At 68.5% G+C, this 24,281-nt stretch carries 20 protein-coding genes and 1 pseudogene; 2 read left to right on the forward strand and 19 right to left on the reverse strand.

What is annotated here, in order from left to right:
* The first annotated feature begins 30 nt into the window (after window positions 1–30).
* Complete coding sequence (locus AB8619_RS16460; protein WP_436793717.1) at window positions 31–783, forward strand: sulfite exporter TauE/SafE family protein; 753 nt, start codon at window positions 31–33, stop codon at window positions 781–783.
* 62 nt (window positions 784–845) lie between these two features.
* Here the strand turns inward: AB8619_RS16460 and AB8619_RS16465 are convergent, their stop codons facing one another.
* The 14 genes from AB8619_RS16465 to AB8619_RS16530 form a co-directional block, all read right to left on the reverse strand.
* Entirely contained in the window at window positions 846–1,949 is a 1,104-nt protein-coding gene (locus tag AB8619_RS16465; protein ID WP_436793718.1) for a S1C family serine protease, read from the reverse strand.
* 102 nt (window positions 1,950–2,051) lie between these two features.
* Window positions 2,052–2,720, reverse strand: a complete 669-nt coding sequence (locus tag AB8619_RS16470; protein ID WP_436793719.1) for a hypothetical protein — start codon at window positions 2,718–2,720, stop codon at window positions 2,052–2,054.
* A gap of 215 nt (window positions 2,721–2,935) precedes the next feature.
* Entirely contained in the window at window positions 2,936–4,483 is a 1,548-nt protein-coding gene (locus AB8619_RS16475) for an NADH-quinone oxidoreductase subunit N (protein ID WP_436793720.1), read from the reverse strand.
* Window positions 4,483–6,360, reverse strand: coding sequence for a complex I subunit 4 family protein (locus AB8619_RS16480; RefSeq protein WP_436793721.1), 1,878 nt, complete (start codon window positions 6,358–6,360; stop codon window positions 4,483–4,485). The genes AB8619_RS16475 and AB8619_RS16480 overlap by 1 nt, the downstream gene beginning before the upstream one ends.
* Complete coding sequence (gene nuoL, locus AB8619_RS16485; protein WP_436793722.1) at window positions 6,360–8,321, reverse strand: NADH-quinone oxidoreductase subunit L; 1,962 nt, start codon at window positions 8,319–8,321, stop codon at window positions 6,360–6,362. The genes AB8619_RS16480 and nuoL overlap by 1 nt, the downstream gene beginning before the upstream one ends.
* A 6-nt stretch (window positions 8,322–8,327) precedes the next feature.
* Window positions 8,328–8,639: an NADH-quinone oxidoreductase subunit NuoK gene (gene nuoK, locus AB8619_RS16490; RefSeq protein WP_436793723.1), complete on the reverse strand. Its 312-nt coding sequence runs from the start codon at window positions 8,637–8,639 to the stop codon at window positions 8,328–8,330.
* Complete coding sequence (locus AB8619_RS16495; RefSeq protein WP_436793724.1) at window positions 8,636–9,229, reverse strand: NADH-quinone oxidoreductase subunit J family protein; 594 nt, start codon at window positions 9,227–9,229, stop codon at window positions 8,636–8,638. Before AB8619_RS16495 ends, nuoK begins: the two co-directional genes overlap by 4 nt.
* The gene (locus AB8619_RS16500; protein WP_436793725.1) at window positions 9,229–9,912 is read right to left on the reverse strand and encodes a NuoI/complex I 23 kDa subunit family protein; all 684 of its coding nucleotides are present in this window, start codon (window positions 9,910–9,912) and stop codon (window positions 9,229–9,231) included. The genes AB8619_RS16495 and AB8619_RS16500 overlap by 1 nt, the downstream gene beginning before the upstream one ends.
* Window positions 9,912–11,129, reverse strand: a complete 1,218-nt coding sequence (gene nuoH / locus AB8619_RS16505; RefSeq protein ID WP_436793726.1) for an NADH-quinone oxidoreductase subunit NuoH — start codon at window positions 11,127–11,129, stop codon at window positions 9,912–9,914. The genes AB8619_RS16500 and nuoH overlap by 1 nt, the downstream gene beginning before the upstream one ends.
* Window positions 11,126–13,834 (reverse strand): NADH-quinone oxidoreductase subunit NuoG, encoded by a 2,709-nt coding sequence (gene nuoG / locus AB8619_RS16510; protein WP_436793727.1) that lies wholly within the window; start codon window positions 13,832–13,834, stop codon window positions 11,126–11,128. The genes nuoH and nuoG overlap by 4 nt, the downstream gene beginning before the upstream one ends.
* A complete protein-coding gene (nuoF, locus tag AB8619_RS16515) occupies window positions 13,827–15,218 on the reverse strand; it encodes an NADH-quinone oxidoreductase subunit NuoF (RefSeq protein WP_436793728.1) in 1,392 nt (463 codons plus the stop codon). Before nuoF ends, nuoG begins: the two co-directional genes overlap by 8 nt.
* Window positions 15,215–15,838: an NADH-quinone oxidoreductase subunit NuoE family protein gene (locus AB8619_RS16520; protein ID WP_436793729.1), complete on the reverse strand. Its 624-nt coding sequence runs from the start codon at window positions 15,836–15,838 to the stop codon at window positions 15,215–15,217. The genes nuoF and AB8619_RS16520 overlap by 4 nt, the downstream gene beginning before the upstream one ends.
* 281 nt (window positions 15,839–16,119) lie before the next feature.
* Window positions 16,120–17,982 (reverse strand): ABC transporter ATP-binding protein, encoded by a 1,863-nt coding sequence (locus tag AB8619_RS16525; protein WP_436793730.1) that lies wholly within the window; start codon window positions 17,980–17,982, stop codon window positions 16,120–16,122.
* A complete protein-coding gene (locus tag AB8619_RS16530) occupies window positions 17,979–19,835 on the reverse strand; it encodes an ABC transporter ATP-binding protein (RefSeq protein WP_436793731.1) in 1,857 nt (618 codons plus the stop codon). Before AB8619_RS16530 ends, AB8619_RS16525 begins: the two co-directional genes overlap by 4 nt.
* 118 nt (window positions 19,836–19,953) lie before the next feature.
* On the opposite strand from AB8619_RS16530, the gene AB8619_RS16535 reads away from it, so the two are divergent.
* A complete protein-coding gene (locus tag AB8619_RS16535; RefSeq protein WP_436793732.1) occupies window positions 19,954–20,343 on the forward strand; it encodes a hypothetical protein in 390 nt (129 codons plus the stop codon).
* A gap of 12 nt (window positions 20,344–20,355) precedes the next feature.
* Here the strand turns inward: AB8619_RS16535 and AB8619_RS16540 are convergent, their stop codons facing one another.
* The 5 genes and pseudogenes from AB8619_RS16540 to AB8619_RS16560 form a co-directional block, all read right to left on the reverse strand.
* The gene (locus tag AB8619_RS16540; RefSeq protein WP_436796399.1) at window positions 20,356–21,639 is read right to left on the reverse strand and encodes an NADH-quinone oxidoreductase subunit D; all 1,284 of its coding nucleotides are present in this window, start codon (window positions 21,637–21,639) and stop codon (window positions 20,356–20,358) included.
* A 121-nt stretch (window positions 21,640–21,760) separates the two neighbouring features.
* Window positions 21,761–22,303, reverse strand: coding sequence for an NADH-quinone oxidoreductase subunit C (locus AB8619_RS16545; RefSeq protein WP_436793733.1), 543 nt, complete (start codon window positions 22,301–22,303; stop codon window positions 21,761–21,763).
* A 62-nt stretch (window positions 22,304–22,365) separates the two neighbouring features.
* A pseudogene (locus AB8619_RS16550) lies at window positions 22,366–22,878 on the reverse strand (NADH-quinone oxidoreductase subunit B); the annotation flags it as partial.
* A gap of 8 nt (window positions 22,879–22,886) precedes the next feature.
* Window positions 22,887–23,369, reverse strand: coding sequence for an NADH-quinone oxidoreductase subunit A (locus AB8619_RS16555; protein ID WP_436793734.1), 483 nt, complete (start codon window positions 23,367–23,369; stop codon window positions 22,887–22,889).
* A gap of 2 nt (window positions 23,370–23,371) precedes the next feature.
* A complete protein-coding gene (locus tag AB8619_RS16560; protein ID WP_436793735.1) occupies window positions 23,372–24,280 on the reverse strand; it encodes a hypothetical protein in 909 nt (302 codons plus the stop codon).
* Between the last annotated feature and the right edge of the window lies 1 nt (window position 24,281).

Consider the following 24,281-nt stretch of genomic DNA (forward strand, 5'->3'; position numbering starts at 1 on the left):
TGCCGTCGTGGCGACCGTGGACCTCTGGGGATGAGCGTCGCCGATGCGATCCTCATCGCGGTCGCCGGCTTCCTCGCCGGTGGCGTGAACGCCGTGGCCGGCGGCGGATCGTTGATCTCGTTCCCCGCGCTCGTGGCCATCGGGCTCCCCACCCTCGACGCCAACGTCACCAACACCACGGCCGTCTGGCCTGGCTACCTCGGCAGCGCCGCCGCCTACCGCGAGGAGCTGTCGAGTCAGCGAGAACGTCTCCGTGGCCTCGTCGTGACGTCGCTGCTCGGCGGGGTGATCGGCTCGGTGATCCTGCTCGCGGCCGACGACGCCGTGTTCGACGCCGTCGTCCCGTTCCTCGTGCTCGCCGGGTCGCTGCTGCTGGCCCTCCAACCGCGGATCGGTGCGTTCGTCACCTCGCGTCGGCCGTCGTCCCGCAACGCCGGGATGCAGTTGCACATCGCCGTGTTCCTCGCCGCGGTGTACGGCGCATATTTCGGTGGCGGGTTGGGCGTGATCCTGCTCGCCGTCCTCGGCATCTACGTCGCCGACAACCTCCAACGACTCAACGCCCTCAAGTCGGCGCTGTCGCTGCTGGTGAACACGGTCGCCCTCGTGGCCTTCGCCCTCTTCGGCCCGGTCGACTGGCTGGCCGTCGCGATCGTCGCCCCGGCCAGCCTCGCCGGCGGGTACGTCGGCGCCCGCATGGCCCGTCGTCTGTCGCCCGAGGCGTTGCGGTCGACCGTCGTGGTCTTCGGCGTGGTCGTGGCCGTCTGGCTCTTCCTCCGCTGACCGCACCCCATTCTCGACGTCACAGCCGTCGGGGGCCGACGCTCACGACGTCGAGAACGGGATCAACCGGTGGATCCGAGGGTGACGACGACGTCTTGAGGATCGCCGTCGCGCTCGAGGCCGAGGGTGATCTCGGAGCCGGGGGCCCGCTTGGTGACCTGGGCGCGCAGTTGGCTGCTGTCGGCGACGGGGACGCCGTCGATGCTGACCAGCAGGTCGCCCTCGGCGATCCCAGCGGCGGCTGCAGCAGACCCGGGCACGACCTCGGCGACCTGTGCGCCGCGTGCTCCGTCGGCGCTGGCGGTGGTCGACACACCGAGGAGCGCGAGCTGCGGGGAGTCGCCGGCCACGATCTGGTCGGCGATGAGCTTCGCCACGTCGATCGTGATGGCGAAGCCGACACCCTCGTTGCCGCCGGACTCGGTGAAGATCACGTCGGACAGTCCGACCACGCGACCCGAGGCGTCGACCAGGGGGCCGCCGGAGTTGCCGGGGTTGATGGCGGCGTCGGTCTGGACCATGGCCACGTCGTTGACGATGCGGTCGATGGCCGACACCACGCCGGAGGTGACGGTCTGGTCGAACCCGAAGGGGCTGCCGACGGCGACGGTCAGCTGGCCGACGACGGGCTCGACGCCGGTGGCGAGTTCGGCCACCTGGATGACGTCGTCGGCATCGATCTGCACGACGGCGATGTCGGTGTCGGCGTGGGTGCCGAGCACCCGGCCGGACACGGTCGATCCGTCGGCGAGGCGCACGTCGACCGTTCGGCTCGAGCCGACGACATGAGCGACGGTCAGGATCAGGCCGCTGTCGTCGTACGTGACGCCCGAACCCACGCCGGTCGAGGTCTCGATCTGGACGACGGCGGGGGCGATGGCGGCAGCGGCGACGGCCACCGGCTCGGAGCCGTCGACGACTGGCGTCGGCGCCACCGAACCGTCGCTCGACGTCGCCGAGGCGGCGCTGGGCGTCGGGCCATCGTCGACGAGGGCGACCGTGACACCCGAGGCGATGACCGCGCTCAGGACCGACGCTGCGAGGAGTGGGAGTGGTCGCCAACCGCCACGATGGCCGTCACGTCCGGTGGCTGCCGGAGGTGACGGCGGGGCTGGCGGTGGCGGCGCTTCAGGGGGAGTGGCGGGCGGGGCGAGATCGGTGAGCATCGTGGACTCCGGGGCGGCGCGGTCGTCGTGGTCGTGAGGGGATGCCCTCGGACCGGCGGGCAGGGCGGCTGCCCGCCGGTCCGGAGCGGTGGTGGGGAATGGTCAGGAACCGGTCGTGTCGTCGGCCGTGTCGTCCGTGGCGTCGTCGGCCGGGCCGCCGGGGCCGCGGCGACCCTCACCGGGGCCGCCCATGCGTGCGCCCTCGGGGCGCTCGGGACGCTCGCCGTTGACGGTGGCGGTGGCCCGATCGGTGGCGTCGGCGAGCTTCTCGTCGGCCTCCTCCTGGGTCAGCTTGCCGTCCTCGACAGCACCTGCGATGCGCTCCTCCATCTCGGAGACGAGGGCGGCGGCGAGGTCGTCGACCGACACACCGTTGGCCTCACCGACCTCGGCCAGCGTCTGTCCGTCGGCGAGGAGCTCACGCAACTCGGCGGCGTCCATCCCGAGCAGGTCGGTGACGGCTTCGCTGGCCACATGGCGGCCGTGGTGTCGGCCGTGTCCGCCGAAGCCCTCGGGTCGGGCCTCCTCGATGGCGGCGATGACGGCGTCGGCCTGGCCCTGGTCGATGGTGCCGGCGTCGACGAGCGGTGCGAGGGCTTCCTCGAGGAAGGCACCCTGTTCGGGGCGGTCGGCCTCGTCGGTGGCGCCTTCGTCGGTGGTCGTGTCGTCGGTCTGGGCGCCGACCAGGTTGGGGGCGAACAGGACCGCTCCGGCCCCTCCCCCGATGGTCAGTGATGCGGCCATGGCGGCGGCTGCAGCGGTCTTGCGCATGTCGTGTGCTCCCTTTGATGGTGGGTCTCTCGTGGTGTGAGACCCACTATCGGGAACGCACTTCAGAACCAGGCCGGAGGAACCTGGGAATCACCTCACAGTCGTGGTGGCTCCGCCTCTCTCCGACCGTCGCCCAACGCCGTTCTGGTGACCATTCGAGACCACCAGATGACGCAACCGTTCACCAGAACGGGGTGTTGGGACCGACCGGTGGGCTACCCGGAGAACTGGACGAGGACTGCGGTGGCGTCCGACGCGAGGCCGGCGAGGGTGTGGGGGAACAGGCCCACGCCCAGGGTCACCAGCAGGCACAGCGTGAGGGCGATGCGCACGCCCTCGGGGACGGGCAGGTCCTCGGCCGGGGTGACGGCTTCGTCGTCGTCGCCCATCCACATCGCCACGGTGATCCGCAGGTACAGGAACGCAGCGATGACGGCGGCGAACATGGCGACCATGGCGAGCGGGAACGAGCGGGCGTCGACCGCAGCCGAGATCGCGTAGAACTTGGCGAAGAAGCCGCTGGTGAAGGGCACGCCGGCCTGGCTGAAGAGCAGGATCGAGAACGCCAGCGCAAGACCGGGGCGGCTCTTGGCCAGACCCTTGTAGTCGTCGAGGCTGTGCTTGCCGTCGCCCTCACGTCCGACCACGGCGACGACGGCGAACGAGCCGGCGACGAGGAACGTGTACGAGCCCAGGTAGAACAGCGACGCCTCGACGCCCCGCTCGCTGGCGGCCTGCACGGCCATGAGGATGAAGCCGGCGTGGCTGATCGACGAGTAGGCGAGCATGCGCTTCACGTCGGTCTGGACCACGGCCATGATCGAACCGACCACGAGCGTGAGCAGCGCCAGCGCATAGACGATGGGCTGCCAGTCGGCTGCGTAGGTGCCGAAGCCGAGGTAGAAGACCCGGATCAGCCCGGCGAAGCCCGCAGCCTTGACGCCCGACGCCATGTAGGCGACGACGGGTGTCGGCGAACCCTGGTACACGTCCGGGGTCCAGGCGTGGAACGGGGCGGCGGCGACCTTGAAGCCCAGACCCACGAGCAGCATCGCCATGCCGGCGAGCAGCAGGCCGTTGTCGAAGAGCACGGTGGACGACAGGAAGTCGAGGATCTCGACGAGGTTCGTCGACCCGGTGGCGCCGTAGGTGAGCGCGATGCCGTAGAGCATGAACGCCGAGGCGAACGACCCGAGGACGAAGTACTTGATGCCCGCTTCCTGCGACGTGACCCGGCGCAGGTGCATGGCCGCCAGCACGTAGACGGCGAGCGACAGGATCTCGAGGCCGAGGAACAGGACGATCAGGTCGTTGGCGCCGGCCATGAGCGTGCCGCCCGAAGCCGACAGCAGGACCAGGACGTAGAGGTCGGGGCCGTCCATGCCCTCACGACGGAGGTAGCCGTCGGCGAGGAGCGAGGTCAGCACGACCGACGAGCAGATGACCGCAGTGACGAACAGCGAGAAGCCGTCGATGCCGATCGCGCCCGACAGGACCGAGTACGGGCCCCGTTCGACGTCCTGGACACGCTCCCAGAGCGGCCACGTCGTGAACCCGGCGGCGATGGCCGCACACGACGTCACCAGCGGGTAGAAGCCGTTGAAGGGCTTCCAACGGGTGAGCGCCGTCACCAGCATGAGGCCCATGGCCGCACCGGCGAGGATGAGCAGCGGCAGGATCGCCGACCACTCGACGGCAGGCGTCGCGATCGGCTCGAAGACCTCGTCGGCGGCCTGGAGCGGGAACGTCAGTGCAGCGAACATCACTCCCCCTCTCCGTGGTCGTCACCAGAGTCGTCATGGGACTCGTCACCGGACTCGTCGTGCTCTTCGTCGTGCGAGTCGTCGGACTCCTCACCGTGCGAGTCGACGATGGTTCCGCTGAAGCCCGAGGTCGCAGCATCGGGTTCGGTGAAGTCGGTGGTGTCCTCGATGTGTTGGACCAGCGCCGACACTGCGGGCTCGATGCGCTCGAGCACCGGCTTCGGGTAGACGCCGAGGAACACGATCAGGCCCATGAGCGGGACCATCACGGCGAACTCGCCGAGCTTGATCTCGGGCGTGCCGGGATCGTCGTCCGCCGGCGTGCCGTGGAAGACCCGCTGGTAGGCCCAGAGGAGATAGAGCGCCGCGAGGATCACGCCACCGGCGGCCACGACGGCCCACCACTTGGCGGTGAGGTACGCACCGGCGAGGATCAGGAACTCGCCGACGAAGCCGTTGAGACCCGGCAGGCCGATCGAACTGAGCATGACCAGGGTGAAGACGCCGGCCAGGATCGGGGCTGTCTTCTGCATGCCCGACATCGTGGCGATCTCGTAGGTGTGGCGACGCTCGTAGATCATGCCGAGCAGGAGGAACAGCGCACCGGTCGAGATGCCGTGGTTGACCATCTGGAGGATGCCGCCCTCGATGCCCTGGGTCGTGAGGGCGAAGGTGCCGAGGGCGATGAAACCGAGGTGGGCGACCGACGAGTAGGCGACGAGACGCTTGAGGTCCTTCTGCATGGTCGCCACGACGGCGCCGTAGAGGATGCCCACCACACCGAGGGTGAGGAACACCGGGGCGAAGAACTGCGACGAGTCGGGGAACAGGTAGAGGCCGAAGCGCAGGAACCCGTACGTGCCGAGCTTGAGCATGACGCCGGCGAGGATCACCGAGCCGGCGGTCGGCGCCTGGGTGTGGGCATCAGGGAGCCAGGTGTGCAACGGCACCAGCGGCACCTTGACCGCGAAGGCCAGGGCGAGCGCCAGGAAGATCCACTTGGCGGCGTCCCAGTGCAGCGGGTTCCACGAGTTGGCGTCGGGATCGGTGGGGAGGTCGCCGTTCTGCTGCGCCTCGAGGATCTCGCCCCGGTTCTCGGCCAGCTCGACGAGGTCGAAGGTGAGACGGTCGGCCGACTCGACCTCGGCGGCCAGGGTCTCGACCTGGTCGAGGAGCTCGGGGTCGGGCTGGATACCGGCGCCGAGCTGGCTCTGGATCGTCTGGTCGAGCTGCGCCAACTGCTGGGCGGCGATGCTGCTCTGGTCGACCCGGGTGTCGCGGTCGACGAAAGCCAACGCCAGGATGCCGACGAGCATCAGCGCCGAACCGAACATCGTGTAGAGGAAGAACTTCAGCGCGGCGTAGACCCGCTGTCCGTAGCCCCAGCCACCGATGAGGAAGTACATCGGGACGAGGACGATCTCGAAGAAGATGAAGAACAGGAACAGGTCGAGCGACGTGAACGCACCGATGCAGCCGGCCTCGAGCAGGAGCAGCCAGGCGTAGTACGCCTTCGGGTCCTTCTTCGGGGTCACCGCGACGAACGTCAGCGGGAAGAGCACGCCGGTGAGCACGACGAGGAACAGCGAGATGCCGTCGACGCCGAGGTGCCACTGGATCCCGAACTCCTCGATCCAGGTGTGGACCGACTCGAACTGCATGCCGGCGTCGTGGCGATCGAAGGCCGCGAGCATCCACAGGGTGAAGGCGCCGGCGGTGCCGGAGAACAACAGTGCGACGAGTCGGAGGATCTCGGTCCGCCGCTTGGGGATGGAGGCGACGACGATCGCCCCGATGAGGGGGACGAGGATCGCGGCGGTGAGGAGCGGGAAGCTGACCTCGGGGCCCGCGCTCGCGAAGACGGTGACAGCGTGCATCAGAACGTGACCTGCGCGAGGAAGTAGGCGAGGAGGACGACTGCGCCGCCGGCGATGCCGAGGGCGTAGCTGCGGACGTAGCCCGACTGTGCGCCCCGGAGGCCTTCACCGGTGCGTTTGACCAGACCGGCGACTCCGTTGACGGCACCGTCGATGACGACCTTGTCGAAGGTGGCGACGGCATCGAAGCCCTTGCGGCCCGGGCCGCCCATGAATGCCGAGATGGAGCTGTCGTACTTCCAGCCCTCGGCGAGGATCTCGGGCTCGACCGGTTCGCGCTGCTTGCGGATGTAGATGGCGTAGGCGACGCCGATCCCGATGAGCCCCGAGAGGACCGCGACGCCGGCGAGGGCGACCTTGACGCCCGTGGCGACGTCGATGTGGGCCTCGTTGGCACCGATGACCGGGTGCAGCCACTCCTCGAGGAACTTGGTCCCGTCGGTGAAGGGCAACTGCATCGCACCGCCGATGGCGGCGGCCACGGCCAGGACGACCAGCGGCAGCGTCATCGTCGCAGGCGACTCGTGCGGCGGATCGTGGAGCACGAGCACGTCGGACTCGACGGCAGCATCCTCGGCATCGGCATCCTCGGACTCGGCGGCTGCGGCCTCGTCGTGGGACTCGACCTCGAAGCGCTCCTTACCGAAGAAGACCATGAAGACCTGGCGGCTCATGTAGAACGCGGTGAGCAGAGCGGTGACGAGACCGACCAACCACAGCGCCGGGTTCTCGGCCCAGGCGTAGAGCAGGATCTCGTCCTTCGACCAGAAGCCGGAGAAGGGCGGCACGCCGGCGATGGCCAGCCAGCCGACGATGAACGTCGCGGCGGTGATCGGCATGTACTTGCGCAGGTTGCCCATGCGGTTCATGTCCTGCTCTTCGTGCATCCCGTGGATGACCGAGCCGGAACCGAGGAACAGCAGCGCCTTGAAGAAGGCGTGGGTGATCATGTGGAACACCGCAGCCACGTAGGCGCCGGAACCGATGGCCAGGAACATGTAGCCGAGCTGGCTGACGGTCGAGTACGCCAGGACCTTCTTGATGTCGCGCTGGCTGACAGCGATCGTCGCGGCGAACAGCGCGGTGAAGGCACCGACCCAGGCGATCGTCGTCGGGAGCCAGTCGGCCGAGACGGCGATGATCGGGTTCACCCGGGTGAGGAGGTAGACGCCCGAGGTCACCATCGTGGCTGCGTGGATGAGCGCCGAGACCGGGGTCGGGCCGGCCATGGCGTCGGGCAGCCACACGAAGAGCGGGAACTGGGCCGACTTGCCGATGGCGCCGATGAAGAGGCATCCGGCGATGAGCGTGGCCGTGGTCTCCGGCAGGCCACCGGCGCCGCCGAGGACCTCGGTGTAGGTGATCGAGCCGAGGGCGGCGAACGTGGCGAAGATCGCCACCATGAAGCCCCAGTCACCGATGCGGTTGGTGACGAAGGCCTTCTTGCCGGCCGACGCCTTCTCCGGATCGGTGAACCAGAAGCTGATGAGGAAGTACGAGCACGCACCGACGCCTTCCCAGCCGAGGAAGGTGAGCAGCATGTTGTTGCCGAGCACCAGCATCAGCATCGAGAAGGCGAACAGGTTCAGGTAGACGAAGAACTTCGAGAAGTTCTCGTCACCGTGCATGTAGCCGATCGAGTAGAGGTGGATCAGCGTGCCGACGCCAGTGATGAACAGGCACATGGTGATCGACAGCGGGTCGACCAGGAAGCCGACGTCGACCTGCCAGCCGCCCACGGGGATCCACTCGAAGAGGACCTGCGTGAAGCTGCGGGCCTCTTCCTCCTGGCCGATCAGGCCGGTGAAGACCGCCAGCGTGGCGAGGAACGAGCCCCCGACCATGGCCGTGGCCAGCATCCCGGCCTGCGGTTCGCCGAGCTTCCGGCCGAACACCAGCAGGGTCACGAAACCGAGCAGTGGCAGGGCAGGGATGAGCCAGACGAGTTCGAGAGTCTCCATGCTCGGCTATCCCTTGAGGAGTGACAGGTCGTCCGCCGTGGCGGCGGGGCGTTTGCGGAGGATGGCCACGATGATCCCGAGGCCGACGACGACCTCGGCTGCGGCCACCACGAGCACGAACACGACGACGGCCTGACCGCCGACGTCGTTGAGCATGCGGGAGAAGGTGACGAAGGTCAGCGTCACGGCGTTGAGCATCAGCTCGACGCACATGAACATCACCAGCGGATTGCGGCGGACCAGGAGTCCGGTCGCGCCGATGGCGAAGATCAGCGACGCCAGGACCAGGTACCAGGCCGGTTCGACAGCGGCGATCACGAGGTCGCCTCCTCGGGGGCAGCGTCGGATGCAGGCTCGGGCTCGTAGAGGCCCTCGATCTCGAGTTCGTCGCGCACCGGCGACTTCTTGGAGAGCAGGACTGCGCCGACGACGGCGATGACCAGCAGCACCGACGTGACCTCGAAGGCCAGCAGGTAGCGGGTGAACACGATCTCGCCCAGGGCCTCGATGTCGGGGCCGCCGTCGCTGAGGCGGCCCAGGTTCGAGAGGGCACCGGTCGCTTCCCAGCTGGTGGAGGCGAGGGCGGCCACCGGCAGGGCGAACACGGCCACGCCGACGATGAGCGCGGCGACGCGCTGACCGACGATGGGTTCGACCTCGAGCGACTCGGCCCGGTCGACGCCCAACAGCATGATCACGAACAGGAACAGCACGACGATGGCGCCGGCATAGACGATGACCTGCACCGCAGCCAGGAAGTTGGCCTCCTGGGCGACGAAGAGCACGGCGACGCCGAAGAGCGTGGCGACCAGCGAGAGGGCAGAGTGCACGGGGTTGGACGAGATGACCACGCCGAGCGCACCGATGATGCAGATGGCACCGGCCACGAGGAAGATGAACGTCTCCACTAGTGCACACCGCCTTCGGGCGTCGCCGGCTTCATGGTGATGTCGTCACCGGGCTCGTGGCCGTCTGCGGTCTGACCGAGCTCCGGGGCCCGCTCGCCGTAACCGAGCTCGCCGGCCCAGGCCACGATGCCTTCGAAGGCGGCGTCGCCGGAGGGGGCCGTGGCCCGCATCCATGCCGAGGTGTTGCCCTCGATCAGGTCGGCGTCGGACCAGTCCTCCCATGGCAGCTTCTGGGGGCGACCGTCGTCGTCGACCACCAGTTCGTCCTTGGTGTAGATCGCGTCCTGGCGGTTGGTGAAGCTGAACTCGAACAACTTGGTCTCGGTGATCGCCTCGGTCGGGCATGCCTCGACGCACAGGTCGCAGTGGATGCACCGCAGGTAGTTGATCTCGTAGACGAAGCCGTAGCGCTCGCCCGGGCTGACGGGGTCGGCCGGGTCGTTGTCCTTGCCGCGCACGTAGATGCAACGGGCGGGGCAGACACCGGCGCAGAGCTCGCAGCCGATGCACTTCTCCATGCCGTCCTCGTACCGGTTGAGCACGTGGCGGCCGTGGAGGCGCAGCGGCTTGACCCGCTTGCCACCCTCGTCCTTGACGTAGGGCGACGTCAGGTTCTTGCCCGAGACGCTGCCCTTGTTGAACGTCTTGTTGATGGTGATCTTGAAACCGTCGAGATAACCCATCAGACCTCGACCTCCCCCAGCTCACGACGCTGTCGTGAGATGTCCATGGCCCGGGTGAGGATCGCGAAGCAGGTGCCACCGATCACGACGAACCCGATGAAGATCGTGAGCCCCAGGTTCCACCCGGCGTCGCGGCCGACGTTGATGGCGGCGAGCAGGAGCAGCCAGGCCAACGACAGCGGGATGAGGATCTTCCATCCCAGGTCCATGAGCTGGTCGTACCGGAAGCGAGGCAGCGTGCCGCGGATCAGCACGAAGATGTAGAGGAAGACGAAGATCTTGGCCAGCAGCCAGATGATGCCGGAGACCGGGCCGAACCACTGCGGGCCGGACGGGCCACCGAACCACAGGGTGACGATGACGCCCGACATGGTGATCGGGTGCATGAACTCGGCGACGAAGAACATGCCGAAACGGATCGAGCTGTACTCGGTGTGGTAGCCGCCGACGATCTCCTGCTCGGCCTCGACGAGGTCGAAGGGCGGGCGGTTCATCTCGGCGAGCGCGGCGATGAAGAAGATCACGAACGGCACGAAGCCGGTGACGATGACGTTCCAGTTGGGGATGATCCCGCTGAAGCCCTCGCTCGCCTGGACCTCGACCATGGTGCGGGTGCTGAGGCTGCCCGAGGTCAGGACCAAGGCCACGACGGACAGGCCCATCGCTGCCTCGTACGAGACCATCTGGGCGGTGGCGCGGACTGAGCCGAGCAGCGGGTACTTCGAGCCGGATGCCCAGCCGGCGAGCATGACGCCGTAGACCGCGATCGAGCTGACCGCGAGCACGAACAGGATGCCGATGGGCGGGTCGGCCAGCTGCGTGTAGGTCTGGTGGCCGGCGATGGTCACGATGCCGGGATCGTCGGCGTGGATCGTGCCGCCGAGCGGCACGATGGCGAAGATCAAGAACGCGGGGATGACCGACAGGTACGGCGCCAGCAGGAAGACGAATCGCTGGGCCCGGTTGGGGATCAGGTCTTCCTTGAAGATCAGCTTCATGCCGTCGGCGAGGGTCTGCAGGAGTCCGAACGGACCGGCCCGGTTGGGGCCGATGCGGTTCTGCATGTCGGAGATGACCTTGCGCTCGAACCAGACCATGAAGATCACGGAGACGAGCAGGATCACGAAGGTGATCAGCACCTTGCCGATGGTGATGAGGACCTCGGCCAGGCCGACGCCGTCGAGGTAGAGCGGATCGAGCGCCAGGATGCCGTTCACGGTGCGAGCTCCACCCGGACGTCGGTCACGGCACGCGACACGTCGATGAGACCGGCGGTCGCGCCACCAGGCTGGGCGTAGGCCACGAGGGCCGCACCACGAGGCACGGCAGCCGAGGACTCGACCGGGACGGTGATGGCGCCACGGCCGCTCTCGGTGTTCGACACCTTGACGCTGCTGCCGGCGGTGACGCCGAGGCGGTCGAAGTCGTGCGGGTGCAGCCGCAGCGTCGCGCCGTGCGGCAGCTTGGCCAGCGACGGCGAGGCCTGCGTGGCGGTGCCCATGTCGTAGAGCGCCCGGGTGGTGACCAGCCGGAGCCGGTAACCGTCGGGCTGGGGGACGTCGACGCGTGGCGCCGAGAACGTGATGCCGGCACCGACGGCGGGGCCGCTGGCGAGGGCAGGCTCGGTGTCGGCGGGTGCGTCGGCATCGGCGTCGGCCGTGTCCGGCGCGTCGGCGGCGTCGGCCTGCGCTTCGACGGCTTCGGCCTCGGCGGCCTGCGCGGCTTCGTCGGAGTCGGCTGCTTCGGCGGCGACCGCGGCGTCGGCGGCATCGGGATCGACGTCGGAGTCGGGCGTCGCCCCTTCGGCGGTCGGGGTGTCGACGTGGACCGGGACGACGGTGCCGTCGACGCCGATCGCTTCGATCGTCAGACCGCGGTGCACGGCCGAGACGGCAGTGAGTTCGTCGAAGACGGCCTCGGTCGACTCGAGGCCGAGGTCGTCGCCCAGGCGGATGGCGAGTTCGGCGGCGATGATCCAGTCGGCACGAGCGGTGCCGGGAGGCGTGACCTTCGGTGCGAGGCGGCTGACGCGGCCCTCGAGGTTGGTCGTCGTGCCGTCGACCTCGACGTAACCGGCCGCCGGCAGGACGATGTCGGCCTGGCGGACCGACGACGTCGGCAGCGTGTCGACGGCGATGACCGTGCGGGCACCGGCGAGCGCCCGGGTGGCGAGGTCGGTGTCGGGGAAGTCGGTGAGCGGATCGGCGCCGAGCAGCACGAGGACGTCGAGCTTGCCGTCGGCGGCGGCCTGGAGGATGCCGGTCGTGTCGAGTCCGGCGGTCGCCGGGACGGTCGACCAGGTCTCGTGGAAGTGCGAGCGACCCTCGTCGAGGCTCACCCGGCCGGGCAGGAGGCCCGGGGAGAGACCGGCGTCGATGGCACCGTGGACGTTGCCGCGGCGCAGGGCCGACAGGAAGCGGACGTCGTCGAGGCCGTCGAGGAGGGCGCCGGCGGCAGCGGTGATGATGTCGGCCGAGTCGGCGAGGTTGCCGCGTCCGACGACGACGGTCACCGGACCGTCGCCCAGCGCCTTCGCGGCAGCGGCGATGTCGGCGCCGTCGATGCCACCGGCAGCGGCGGGCGACGACGACACCAGCGCGCTGGCGACGTCGGCCGCAGCGCCGGGTGCGTAGGTCAGCGTGTGCGCCGCGAGCTTCGACAGGCCGGTGGCGTGGGGCACGATCTCGATGAGCGTGGCGCCGTCCTCGACGATGGCGTGCCGCAGGCGCAGGTAGAGAACCGGCAACTCTTCCTTGGGGTCGACCCCGAGGAGGATGACGGTGCCCTTGGGCGTGCAGGCCTCGTCGATGGTCGCCCGCGGCAGCCCGAGCACGGCTTCGGCGGGGAGGCCGTCGCCCATCTGGCAGTCGACGTTGTCGGTGCCGATGACACCCTTGGTGAGCTTGGCCCAGGCGTAGGCCGCCTCGTTCGAGAGGCGAGCGCCGCCGACCACACCGATACCGGTGGGCCCGGCCGAGTCGAGCGCAGCCTTGACCACGCCGGCCGAACGACCGAGGGCATCGGCCCACGAGGTGCGCTGGTGCGCGTCGCCGTCGCGGACGAGGGGCTCGGTGAGGCGGTCTTCGGCGTGGATCGACTGGAAGTCGAAGCGACCCTTGTCGCAGAGCCAGCCCCAGTTGACGCCGTCGATGTCGACGCCCTGGGTGCGCAGGACCTCGTTGCGGCTGGCCTGGACGACCACGCGGCAACCGACGGAGCACGACGTGCAGGTCGACTCGACCTGGTCGAGGTCCCACGGTCGGGCCTTGAAGCGGTACGGCTCGGCGGTCAGCGCGCCGACCGGGCAGATCTGCACGGTGTTGCCCGAGAAGTAGCTGGCGAAGGGCTCGTTGGGGAAGGTGTTGACCTGGGTCTGGTTCCCACGGTCGATGAAGTGGATGAGGGCGTCGCCGGCGACCTCGTCGGCGAAGCGGGTGCAGCGATCGCACAGGATGCAGCGCTCACGGTCGAGGTTGACCAGGTCGCTGATCGGGATCGGCTTCTCGAAGTGACGCTTCTCCTCGATGAAGCGCGACTCGCCGGGACCGTGCGAATAGGCCTGGTCCTGGAGAGGGCACTCGCCGCCCTTGTCGCAGACCGGGCAGTCGAGCGGGTGGTTGGCGAGGAGGAACTCGAGGACGCCGTCCTGGGCCTTCTTCGTGACGTCGCTGTCGGTCACGACCGTCATGCCCTCGGACACGGGGATCATGCAGCTCGGCTGGAGCGCAGGGCCACGGCCGGTGTCGATCTCGACGATGCACATCCGGCACATGCCCACCGGGTTCATGCGCGGGTGGTGGCAGAAGCGGGGGATGTAGGTCCCGGCCCGTTCGGCGGCTTCGATGACCAACTCGTCGGGACGAGCGTCGATCTCCTTGCCGTCGACGGTGATCTTCACGGTGGTTTCGGTTGCGTCAGACACCGGCCGGGGTCCCTTCCGGAGGGATGTAGGCGCCACCGTTGATGGTCACCGAGGTGGGGATGTCGCCGCCGCCGCAGTACGCCTGGAACTCGTCCTTGAAGCGGACGACCGCGCTGGCGATGGGCGAGACCGCCGACGGGCCGAGCGGGCAGATGGTGGTCTGCTTGGGCGGCCAGGCGATCGACGGGCTGATGTTGTCGCACAGGTCGAGCAGCAGGGCGATGTCCTCGGGACGACCGTGGCCGTCGAGCATGCGCCGCATGATCTTCTCGAGCCACGACGTGCCCTCGCGACACGGGGTGCACTTGCCACACGACTCGCGAGCGAAGAACCGGACCACACGCCAGGCGGCCTTGACCGCGTCGGTGGTGTCGTCCATGACGACGACGGCGCCGGAGCCGAGCATCGAGCCGGCCTTGTCGACCGCGGCCTTCTCGAGGGGGATGTCGAGGTGCTCTTCGTAGAACCACGGAGCCGATGCGCCGCCGGGGATGAAGGCCTTGAGCTTGTTGGTGCCGCGGATCCCGCCACAGTGGCCGTAGATCAGGTCGCGGAACGTGGTGGTGCCGAACTCGACCTCGTACACGCCGGGCTTCTTGACGTGACCCGACACCGCGAACATGCGGGTGCCGCGGGAGTTCTCGGCCCCGAAGACGGTGTAGGCGTCGGCGCCGTTGCGCAGGATCCAGGGAAGGTTGGCCATCGTCTCGACGTTGTTGACGATGGTCGGCTGCATGTAGAGGCCCTTGGCGGCCGGGAAGTACGGCGGCTTGAGGCGGGGCATGCCCCGGTTGCCCTCGAGCGACTCGATGAGCGCCGTCTCCTCACCCACGATGTAGGCGCCCGCACCCCAGTGCAGGATGACATCGCACGAGAAGTCGGAACCGAGGATGTTCTTGCCGACGAGGTTGGCGGCGTAGGCCTCGTTGAGGGCCTGGGCGATGCGCTCGTGTGCGTGGGCCATCTCGCCCCGCACGTAGAGGAACACCTGGGCGCAGCCCACGGCGTAGGCGCAGATCAGCGCGCCCTCGATCAGCTGGTGCGGATCGCGCTCCATGAGGAGGCGGTCCTTGTAGGTGCCGGGCTCGGACTCGTCGCCGTTGATGACGAGGTACCGCGGCCACACGTCGGGCGGGCAGAAGCCCCACTTGACGCCGGCCGGGAAGCCTGCGCCACCGCGTCCGAGGAGGCTCGCGGCCTTGACCTCGTTGCTGACGGCTTCTGGCCCCATCTGGAGTGCCTTGCGGAGCCCGTCGTAGCCCTCCGTCGCCTGGTAGCGCTCGATGGTGTGGGCGTCCTCGTAACCGAAGCGCCCCGTGATCATCATCGGGAGCTCGGGCTTGGGTGTGGCCGGCGCGGCGGTATCGGTCTGGGGATCGCTCACGCGTCCGCCCCTTCCGCCGACGCGGACGACAGCCACACGGGTGTCTCGCATTCACCGGGGACGGCGACGCCGGCGCGCTTGTCGGCGGGGATCTGCTGGCGGACACGGCCGAGCGTGCCGTGCTTGGGCACCTCGTGGGCCCGGCGACCGGCCTTCAGGTCGTCGAGCAACGTGTCGGCCTCGTCGTGGCTGATCTTGTGGAAGTAGCGGTAGTTGACCGTGAGGCACGGAGCCTCGGTGCAGGCCGCGATGCACTCGACGTCTTCGAGCGTGAACATTCCGTCGGACGTGGTGCTGCCCGGGCGGATGCCGAGGCGCTCCTCGAGGTGGTGGAGCAGTTCCTCGCCGCCGAGGAGCATGCACGAGATGTTGGTGCAGACGTTGACGAGGTACTCGCCCACCGGCTCACGCTTGAACATCTCGTAGAAGGTGCAGGTGCCGATGACCTCGGCCGGGGTGACGCCGACCAACTCGGCGATGTGTTCCATCGCGTCGTCGGCGACCCAGCCGTCCTGTTCCTGCGCGAGGTGCAGCAGCGGGATCAGCGCGGACTTGGGTAGGGGATACCGACCGATGATCTCCTTGGCCAGGATCGTGTTCTCGGCGCTGAACCGGGGCATCGTCGTGAATCCTTGCACAAGCTCACAGGGGCGCCCCAACGAGCGGGGACGGGCTACCGGCGGACAGTATCGCCGCGGGTGCCGGTCGGTCAGATCCTGACCACTTCTCGTCGTACAGATCGCCCCGCTTGCGCTCTACTCGGGTGTGGTGGATTCGTTCGAAGCGGTCATCGGGGAACTGCGGCGGGTCTACCTCGCCCTCGTCGTCAAGGAGCGGACGCATCAGGAGGTGGCCGTCGCCAGCGGGATACGAGAGTGAGTGCGGGTCGGCCCATCACCGGCTAGATGAGTGAGTCGGCCCAGGCAGCGTGGAGGTCGGCGTACTCGCCGCCGCTCCCCCGCAGAGCCTCGGGCGAGCCGTCCTCGACGACCCGGCCGGCGTCGACGACCAGGACGCGGTCGGCGATCTCGACCGTGGTGAGCCGGTGGGCGATGATCACCGCCGTCCGGTCGGCGAGCAGCGTGCGCAGGGCCCGCTGGACCAACCGCTCGGACGGGATGTCGAGCGAGCTGGTGGCCTCGTCGAGGATCAGCACCGCGGGGTCGGCGAGGAACGCTCGGGCGAAGGCGAGCAGCTGGCGCTGGCCGGCGGAGAGGCGCGCCCCCTTCGCCTGGATGTCGGTGTCGAACCCTTGCGGGAGCATCTCGATGAAGGTGTCGGCGCCGATCGCCCGCGCTGCGGCCTCGATCTGGACGCGGGACGCGTCCGGGCGCCCGAAGGCGATGTTGTCGGCGACGGTGCCGCTGAAGAGGAAGTTGTCCTGGGTGACCATCACGACCGCCCGGCGGAGGTCGTCGTCGTCCACCCGGTGGAGATCGATGCCGTCGAGTCGGACGACGCCCTCGGTCGGATCCCAGAACCGGGCGACGAGGCGAGCGATGGTCGACTTGCCGGCACCGGTCTCGCCGACGATCGCCACGGTCTGGCCGGCGGGGATCGCGAGGTCGAGGTGGTGCAGGACGGTGTGCGCCCCGTAGGAGAACGACACGCCGTCGAACTCGAGTGCCCCCTCGGCGAGCGGGAGGGAGATCGGATCGACGGCGCGGGCGACCGTCGGCTGCTCGTCGAGCACGCCCGACAGCTTCTCGGTGGCGGCCGCTGCGGCCTGGAACAGGTTGTAGAACTGCGAGAGCTCCTGCATCGGCTCGAAGAACTGGCGCAGGTAGAGGATGAACGCAGCGAGCACGCCGATCTCGATGTGGCCGTCGATCACCCGGGTGCCGCCGTAGAACAGCACGGCCGCCGTGGTCAGCCGACCGGCGAACTGCACACCCGGTCCGTAGGTCGCGGCCAGGCGCGCCGACCAGACGTTGGCGTCGCGGTAGCGGCCGTCGAGGTCGTCGAAGATCTCCTGGTTGCGGGGCTCGCGTCGGAACGCCTGCACCGCCTGGATCCCGCCGAGCGACTCGACGAAGTGCACGATGACCAGGGCCACGGCCTCGCGGGTGGCGCGGTACGCCTTCTCGGAGTGATGCCGGAACCAGCGGGTGAGCACGAAGAGCGCCGGCATCACCGCGAGCGAGGCGACGGCGAGGACGGGATCGAGCACGACGAGGATCACCGCGATGCCGACCAGGGTGAGGACCGAGGTCGTCAGCTGGAGGAGGCCGTGGCCGAGCAGTTCGGAGATGGCGTCGACGTCGCTGGTCTGGCGGGAGATGACCCGACCCGACGTGTATCGCTGGTGGAACCCGATGCTGAGGTCGGTGAAGTGGCGCGAAAGCCGGTGACGGATGTCGACGATGACGTCCTGGCCGACACGCCCCGACACGAGGAGGAAGGCGTTGAAGGTGACGGCCCCGATGACCGTGGCCGCGAGGAACCCGGCGACGACGAGCAGGAGCGGGCGGATCGAGCCGTCGCCGCCGTCGAGCAGCGGTGGGATGCCGTCGTCGATCGCCTTGCCGACGAACCACGGGCCCGACAGATGGGCGAACATGTTCACGCCGATGAGGGCGGTGGCCCACAGCATCGTCTTCTTGTGGGGGCGGAGCAGCGAGGCGAGCAGCTCACGGCTGCGCGAGCGCAGGAGCGTCGCCAGGCTTCCCTGGACGTTGTCGATGTCCTCGGGCGCGACGCCACGCCACGAGTCGATCGACTCGTCGCCGGTCACGTCGACGGTCGCGGGGTCGTAGGTGGTCACGCCGTCACCTCCGTGTCCTCGGTCTCCTGCGCCAGGATCGCCCGGTAGCGGGGCTCGGTGGCGAGGAGTTCGGTGTGGGTACCGGTGGCGACGATCCGGCCACCGTCGAGCAACGCCGCGCGGTCGGCCAGTGCGATGGTCGATGGACGATGGACCACCACGAGCGCGGTGCGGGTGGCGAGGAGCGGACGCAGGGCCTGCTCGACGAGCGACTCGGTGTGGACGTCGAGCGCGCTGAGGGGGTCGTCGAGGATCAGGATCGTGGGCATGGCGATCACCGCGCGGGCGAGCGCGAGCCGCTGGCGCTGACCGCCGGAGAGATTCATGCCCTGCTCGCCGATGCGAGTGTCGAGGCCCCACGGGAGCTGGTCGACGAAGTCGGCGTGGGCGATCCGCAGCGCCTCGGCGATCTCGTCGTCGGTGCAGTCGGGTTTGCCGATGCGCAGGTTCTCGCGGACGCTGGCCGAGAACAGCGTCGCCTCCTCGAACGCGAACCCGACATGGCGACGGAGGCTGGTGACCGCGAGGTCGCGCAGGTCGTGGCCGTCGAGGGTGATCCGCCCGGCCGTGGGGTCGTACAACCGCGCCAGCAACGTGGCCACGGTCGTCTTTCCCGACCCGGTCGCGCCGACGAGCGCCAGCGTCTCCCCCGGCTCGATCACCAGATCCACCCCACCAAGAACCGTTCTGGGTGCGCGATCTGCCATCTCACGTCCCGATCGCGCACCCAGAACCGGGTTTGCGGTGGGGGTGATGGGGGTGGGTGGGTAGGCGAAGTGGACGTTCTCGAAGCGGAGATGGCCCTCGACGCCACCGGTGACCTCGTCGATGTCGATCGCGTCCGGCGCGTCGTCGATCACCGGTGGCGTGTCGAGGACGTCGTAGACCCGGTCGGCCGCGGTCATCGCCTCCTGCGCCATCGCCAGGATCCACCCCAGCGCCTCGAGCGGGAACACGAGGATCAAGACGTAGGACACGAACGCGAACAGCCCGCCGAGCGTGATGTCGCCCGACCCGACGGCGAGGACGCCGGCGAGGAGCGTGGCGGTCAGGATCAGGTTGGGGACGATGGCCAGCAGCCAGACGAACTTGGTGTGGATGGCGATGCGTTCCATCTGCGACGCGTGCACGCGCTGGACGTGGCGGTCGTAGCGCCGGAAGGCGTAGCGGGCTCGCCCGAACGACTTGATGACGCCGATGCCCTTGGCCGCCTCCTCGATCTCGGTCGTCATGTCGCCGAGTTCGTCCTGGATCCGGCGGACGACGGCGGTGTACTGGCGCTCGAACCGCGTGCACAGCACGAGGACGGGGACGGAGAAGGCCGCCGCCACGAGGGCGAGCGGCCAGTACAGGTTCACCAGCAGGGCGAAGATCCCGACGACCTCGAGGCTGATGATCAGGAGGAACACGGCCCCGAAGGCGCTGAACCGCCGGATGGTCGCGATGTCGCTGGTGGAGCGTGAGAGGAGTTGGCCCGATTGCCATCGATCGTGGAAGCCCACGTCGAGGCGCTGCAGGTGACGGTAGAGATCGTTGCGGAGGTGGGTCTCGACATCCATCGCCGTGGTGGCGAGGAAGATCCTCCGCACGCGGGCCAACCCGGTCTCGACCAGCGCCAGGGCCACGGACAACACGACCCAGGGGACGATCGCTCCCTTGTCGCGGTCGGCGATCGGTCCGTCGATGACGGCCTTGGCGATCAACGGCGTCGACAGTCCCGCGGCGATCGACACGATCGCCGACAGCCCGATGAACCACATCTTCGCCTTGTGCGGCCTGAAGTAGGGCGCGACCCGGCGGAGGTTCACGCTGGCCGGATGCAACACCCGCGCCGGAGACGTCGAATTCTTCATTGCGTGCTCCCCGAGCCGTTCCGCAACGGCTGGAGCGAGGCTACGACCCGCCTCGGACCGGCACGAGAGAGTTTCGGGGTCCCACGGTGCGAGCTTCCGGTTTCGTACCGTTCTGCCGATGACGGGCTCCATCGTCGACGACGTGCTCGCCGGCCGCCGCTTCCCCTACTCACGCGCGTTCGCGCGTGCGGGGTTCTCGGCCGCCGACGCCGAGCAGTGGCGTCGCGCCGGGTGGCACGACCCCGACGAGGCGGCCCCGTGGCACGCCATCGACACGGCAGCAGGCCCCGAGACGTTGCTCTCGCTCGCCAACGACGGCTTCGATCCCGAGACCGTGGATCGCGTGAGTCGCTTCGTCCCGACGCTCACCGCCGCCTGGACACGAGCGCTGTTGCCGGTGGCGACGATGGACGTCGAACTCGACCTACGCGACCGCGTGCTCGCCAATCTCCACCGCGATGCGCGTCTGCGGCATCCGGCGAGCTGGTCCGAGGAACAGCTCACCTGACCGACGGGATCGCTAGCGGTCGACCTCGCCCATGATGGGATCGACGCTCGAGATGTTGACGACGGCGTCGGCGATCAGGCCGTCGCGCATCATGTGCGGGAGCGTCTGGAGGTTGACGAAGCTCGGGCCGCGGATGTGCATGCGGTAGGGCTTCGCGCCACCGTCGGAGACGATGTAGCAGCCCAGTTCGCCACGGGGGCTCTCGACCGCTCGGTAGACCTCGCCGGCCGGGACCTTGAAGCCCTCGGTGAAGATCTTGAAATGGTGGATCAGCGCTTCCATCGACTCGTCGATGCGAGCTCGCGGCGGGGGCGTGACCTTCTTGTCCTGGATCCGGTAGTCACCCTGGGGCATCTTCTCGAGGATCTGGCGGACGATCTTCATCGATTCGCGGATCTCGTTGAGCCGGATCGCGTAGCGGTCGAAGCTGTCGCCGTAGGTGCCGACGAGGACGTCGAAGTCGACCTGGTCGTAGAACAGGTACGGGTCGTCGCGTCGCAGGTCCCACGGCACACCGGTGGCCCGCAGGATCGGGCCGGTCGCGCCGAGCGCAAGGGCCTCGGTGTCGGTGATGACGCCGACGCCCTGAAGACGCTCGCGGTAGATCGGCTGTCCGGTGAGCAACACGTCGAACTCGTCGAGCTGCGCGGGCAGGTAGTCCATCAGCGTGAGGACGTCGTCACGCCAGCCATCCGGGAGGTCGGCGGCGACGCCACCGGGCCGGATGTAGTTGTGGTTCATCCGCAGGCCGGTGATCTTCTCGAGCAGGCGGAGCGTCTCTTCACGCTCACGCCAGCCGTAGATCATCATGCCGACGGCGCCGACGTCCATGCCGTTGGTGGCCATGAACAATAGGTTCGAGCTGATGCGGTTGAGCTCGGTGAGCAGCATCCGGATCCACTGCGCTCGCGGCGGGATGTCCTCGTCGATGCCGAGCAGCGTCTCGGTCGCGAGGCTGAACGCCAACTCGCTGAAGAGCGGCGCCGCGTAGTCCATGCGGGTCACGTTGGTCGGACCCTGGAGGAACGTGAGCTCCTCGCCGGTCTTCTCCATGCCGGTGTGGAGGTAACCCACGATCGACTTGGTGCGCAGGACGCGCTCGCCCTCGAGCTCGAGCATGAGGCGGAGCACGCCGTGCGTCGACGGGTGCTGCGGCCCCATGTTGATGATCATGGTGCTGTCGTCGCCGTCGTCGGAGTCGCCGGCGAGGGCGGCGGCGTCGGCTTCGGACATGCGCAGGGTGGCGCCCAGTTCGCGCAGGAGTTCGGCGGCGCCGCTCTCGCCGCGGCGCTCCATCTCCTGGTCACCCTCGTTGGTGAACGAGGTGTCCTGGCCGGCGTAGGTGTCGCTCATTCCGCTTCTCCCGTTCCTGGCGCACAGGTGGTGTGAGCGACCGACGGGATTTTGGGGTGGGGGGTCATCGTTCGGTGACACTTCCCTTGAACTGCACGGGGATGCGGCCGACGGCGTAGTCCTTGCGGAGGGGGTGACCGTCCCAGTCCTCGGGCATCAGGATGCGGGTCAGGTCGGGGTGGCCCTCGAAGCGGATGCCGAACATGTCGTACACCTCGCGCTCGGACGCCTCGGTTCCGGGATGGATGTCGAAGAGCGTGGGCACCGACGGGTCGTCGGCCGGGACCTGCATCCGCAGGCGGAGGCGACTCCGGTGCTCGTGGCTCAGGAGCGACACCACGACCTCGAAGCGCTCGGCCTCGATGCCGTCGGGGAGCGCTCGGGGCGACTCGTAGGTGAGGTAGTCGACGGCGGTGACGTCGATGCAGACGTTGTAACCCTCGTCGTCACGCAGCTTCTTGACCAGCGTCTGGACGTCGGCGCGGTCGATGTGGAGGACGGCCTGGCCACGCGAGTAGGTGACGAGCTGGTCGAAGAGACGCTCGGGTTCGGGCGTCGTGTCGTCGACGACGGCCTCGGCCTCGTCTTCGGTGGTCGTGTCGCTCACTTGCCGATCTCCACCTTCTGATCGGCGGCGGTCTGGCCGTCGAGCTGGGGAAGGATCAGGCCGGCGCCGGCGCCGGTCTCTTCACGACGCCGCAGGATCTCGCCCGACTGCACCTTCTCGTGGATGGTGTTGATGGCATGGATCAGCGTCTCGGGTCCGGGAGGGCACCCGGGGGCGTAGGCATCGACGGGCACGATCTGGTCGACGCCCTGCACGATGGCGTAGTTGTTGAACATGCCGCCGCTGCTGGCGCAGACGCCCATCGACAGGACCCACTTGGGCTCCATCATCTGGTCGTAGATCTGACGCAGCACCGGGGCCATCTTGTGGCTCACCCGACCGGCGACGATCATCAGGTCGGCCTGTCGGGGCGAGGCCCGGAAGACCTCCATGCCGAAGCGCGACAGGTCGTAGTGGGCGCCGCCAGCCGCCATCATCTCGATGGCGCAGCACGCGAGACCGAACGTCGCCGGCCACATGGACGACTTGCGCGCCCACTGGACCAGGTCTTCGATGCGGCCCGTGAGGACGTTGTGGTCGAGGCCTTCGAGGCCCTCGTTCAGATCCCAACCCATGCGATCTCCTACGCGGCTTCGGTCGCGCCGGGGGTCGACCCGGCGGCCAGGCGGCCGTCGAGACCGACACGGCGGACGGTCGACGTCGAGGTGCGGTCGGGCGACTGCATCGTCGAGCGCTCGTCCGACTTGGCGGGGCCCCAGTCGAGGGCACCCTTGCTGAACTCATAGGCCAGCGAGACGATGATCGGCGCCGAGAACAGCGCCACGGCGAACAGCCCGTACGGGCCGAGGCGGCGATAGATCGTGGCCCACGGGTACAGGAAGATGATCTCGATGTCGAAGACGATGAAGCTCATGGCGACCAGGTAGAACTTGACCGGGAAGCGTTCCGGTGGCTCCTTGGTCGGCACGATGCCGCACTCGTACGGGGCCAGCTTGGCCTCGGTCATCTTGTTGGTGGCCAGCAGCTTCCGGGTGGCGAAGCTGCCCGCGACGAACACGCCCGCCAGGATCAGCAGGACCGCCAGCGGGAGGTACTGACCGAGCACGGTCAGACGCCTGCCTTCTGGGCGTTCTCGAGGTTCTCCTCGAGGATCCGCTCACGCTGGTGCAACACCCAGCACAGGAGCAGGAAGATCAGCGTCGACGAGATGGTGATCACGGCCGACGGGAAACGCCGGTCGCCGATGTCACGCAGCATCACGACCGACACCACAGGCTCGGACTCGTCGACCTTGGGCGACGGCGGGGCCTGACCGGGTTCGGTCTCCTGCTCGATGACCTTCTGGACCTCGAGCACCGCGTAGCGAGGCGGATGCTGGAGCTGGACCGAGGTCTTGAACGTGTTCGTGATCCGGTCCCAGCGGCTGGGGTTCTCGGGCAGCCGTTCCTTGCCGCCACGCTGGTAGGCGTTGATCGACAGGTAGTCGGCCGCGCTCGAGATCCCGAAGTCGCACTCGGCGCACTCGGGCAACTCGGCCGAGACGGTGGCCTCGATCTCGTTGCGGACCGCATCGGTCGGCGACATCAGGATCCAGCCGTTGCTGTCCTCGTGGACCTGGTCCTGGAGGGCGGCGAAGGCCTCGGGGTCTTCCTCGCTGAGCGTGGCGATGGCGCCGGGCTCGGCCGGGACGACGCTCTTGTCGAGCTCCTGGACGTCCTCGGTCACCGCGAGCGCGGTGTCGGTCGTGTTGTACTCGACGATGTGCCATGCCGGCGCGTCGCCGAGCATGCCGATGCCGTAGATCCACCAGATGAGGCCCATGATCGCCATCCACCCGAAGAACCCGGTGGCGGCGAGCAGGAAGCCGAGACGGTTGCCCGTGTTCGTGCCCAACAGCAGGTACACGGAACCCATGAGGACGACGACGCCGACACCGACCGCGAGGATGCCGCGGATGGTGGGGTCGTAGGCGATGCCGGCGAGCACCGTGCCGGTGACGGTTGCGAGGGTGTCCATG

This window comes from Actinospongiicola halichondriae, assembly GCF_049103745.1.
GTDB lineage: Bacteria > Actinomycetota > Acidimicrobiia > Acidimicrobiales > Salinilacustritrichaceae > Salinilacustrithrix > Salinilacustrithrix halichondriae.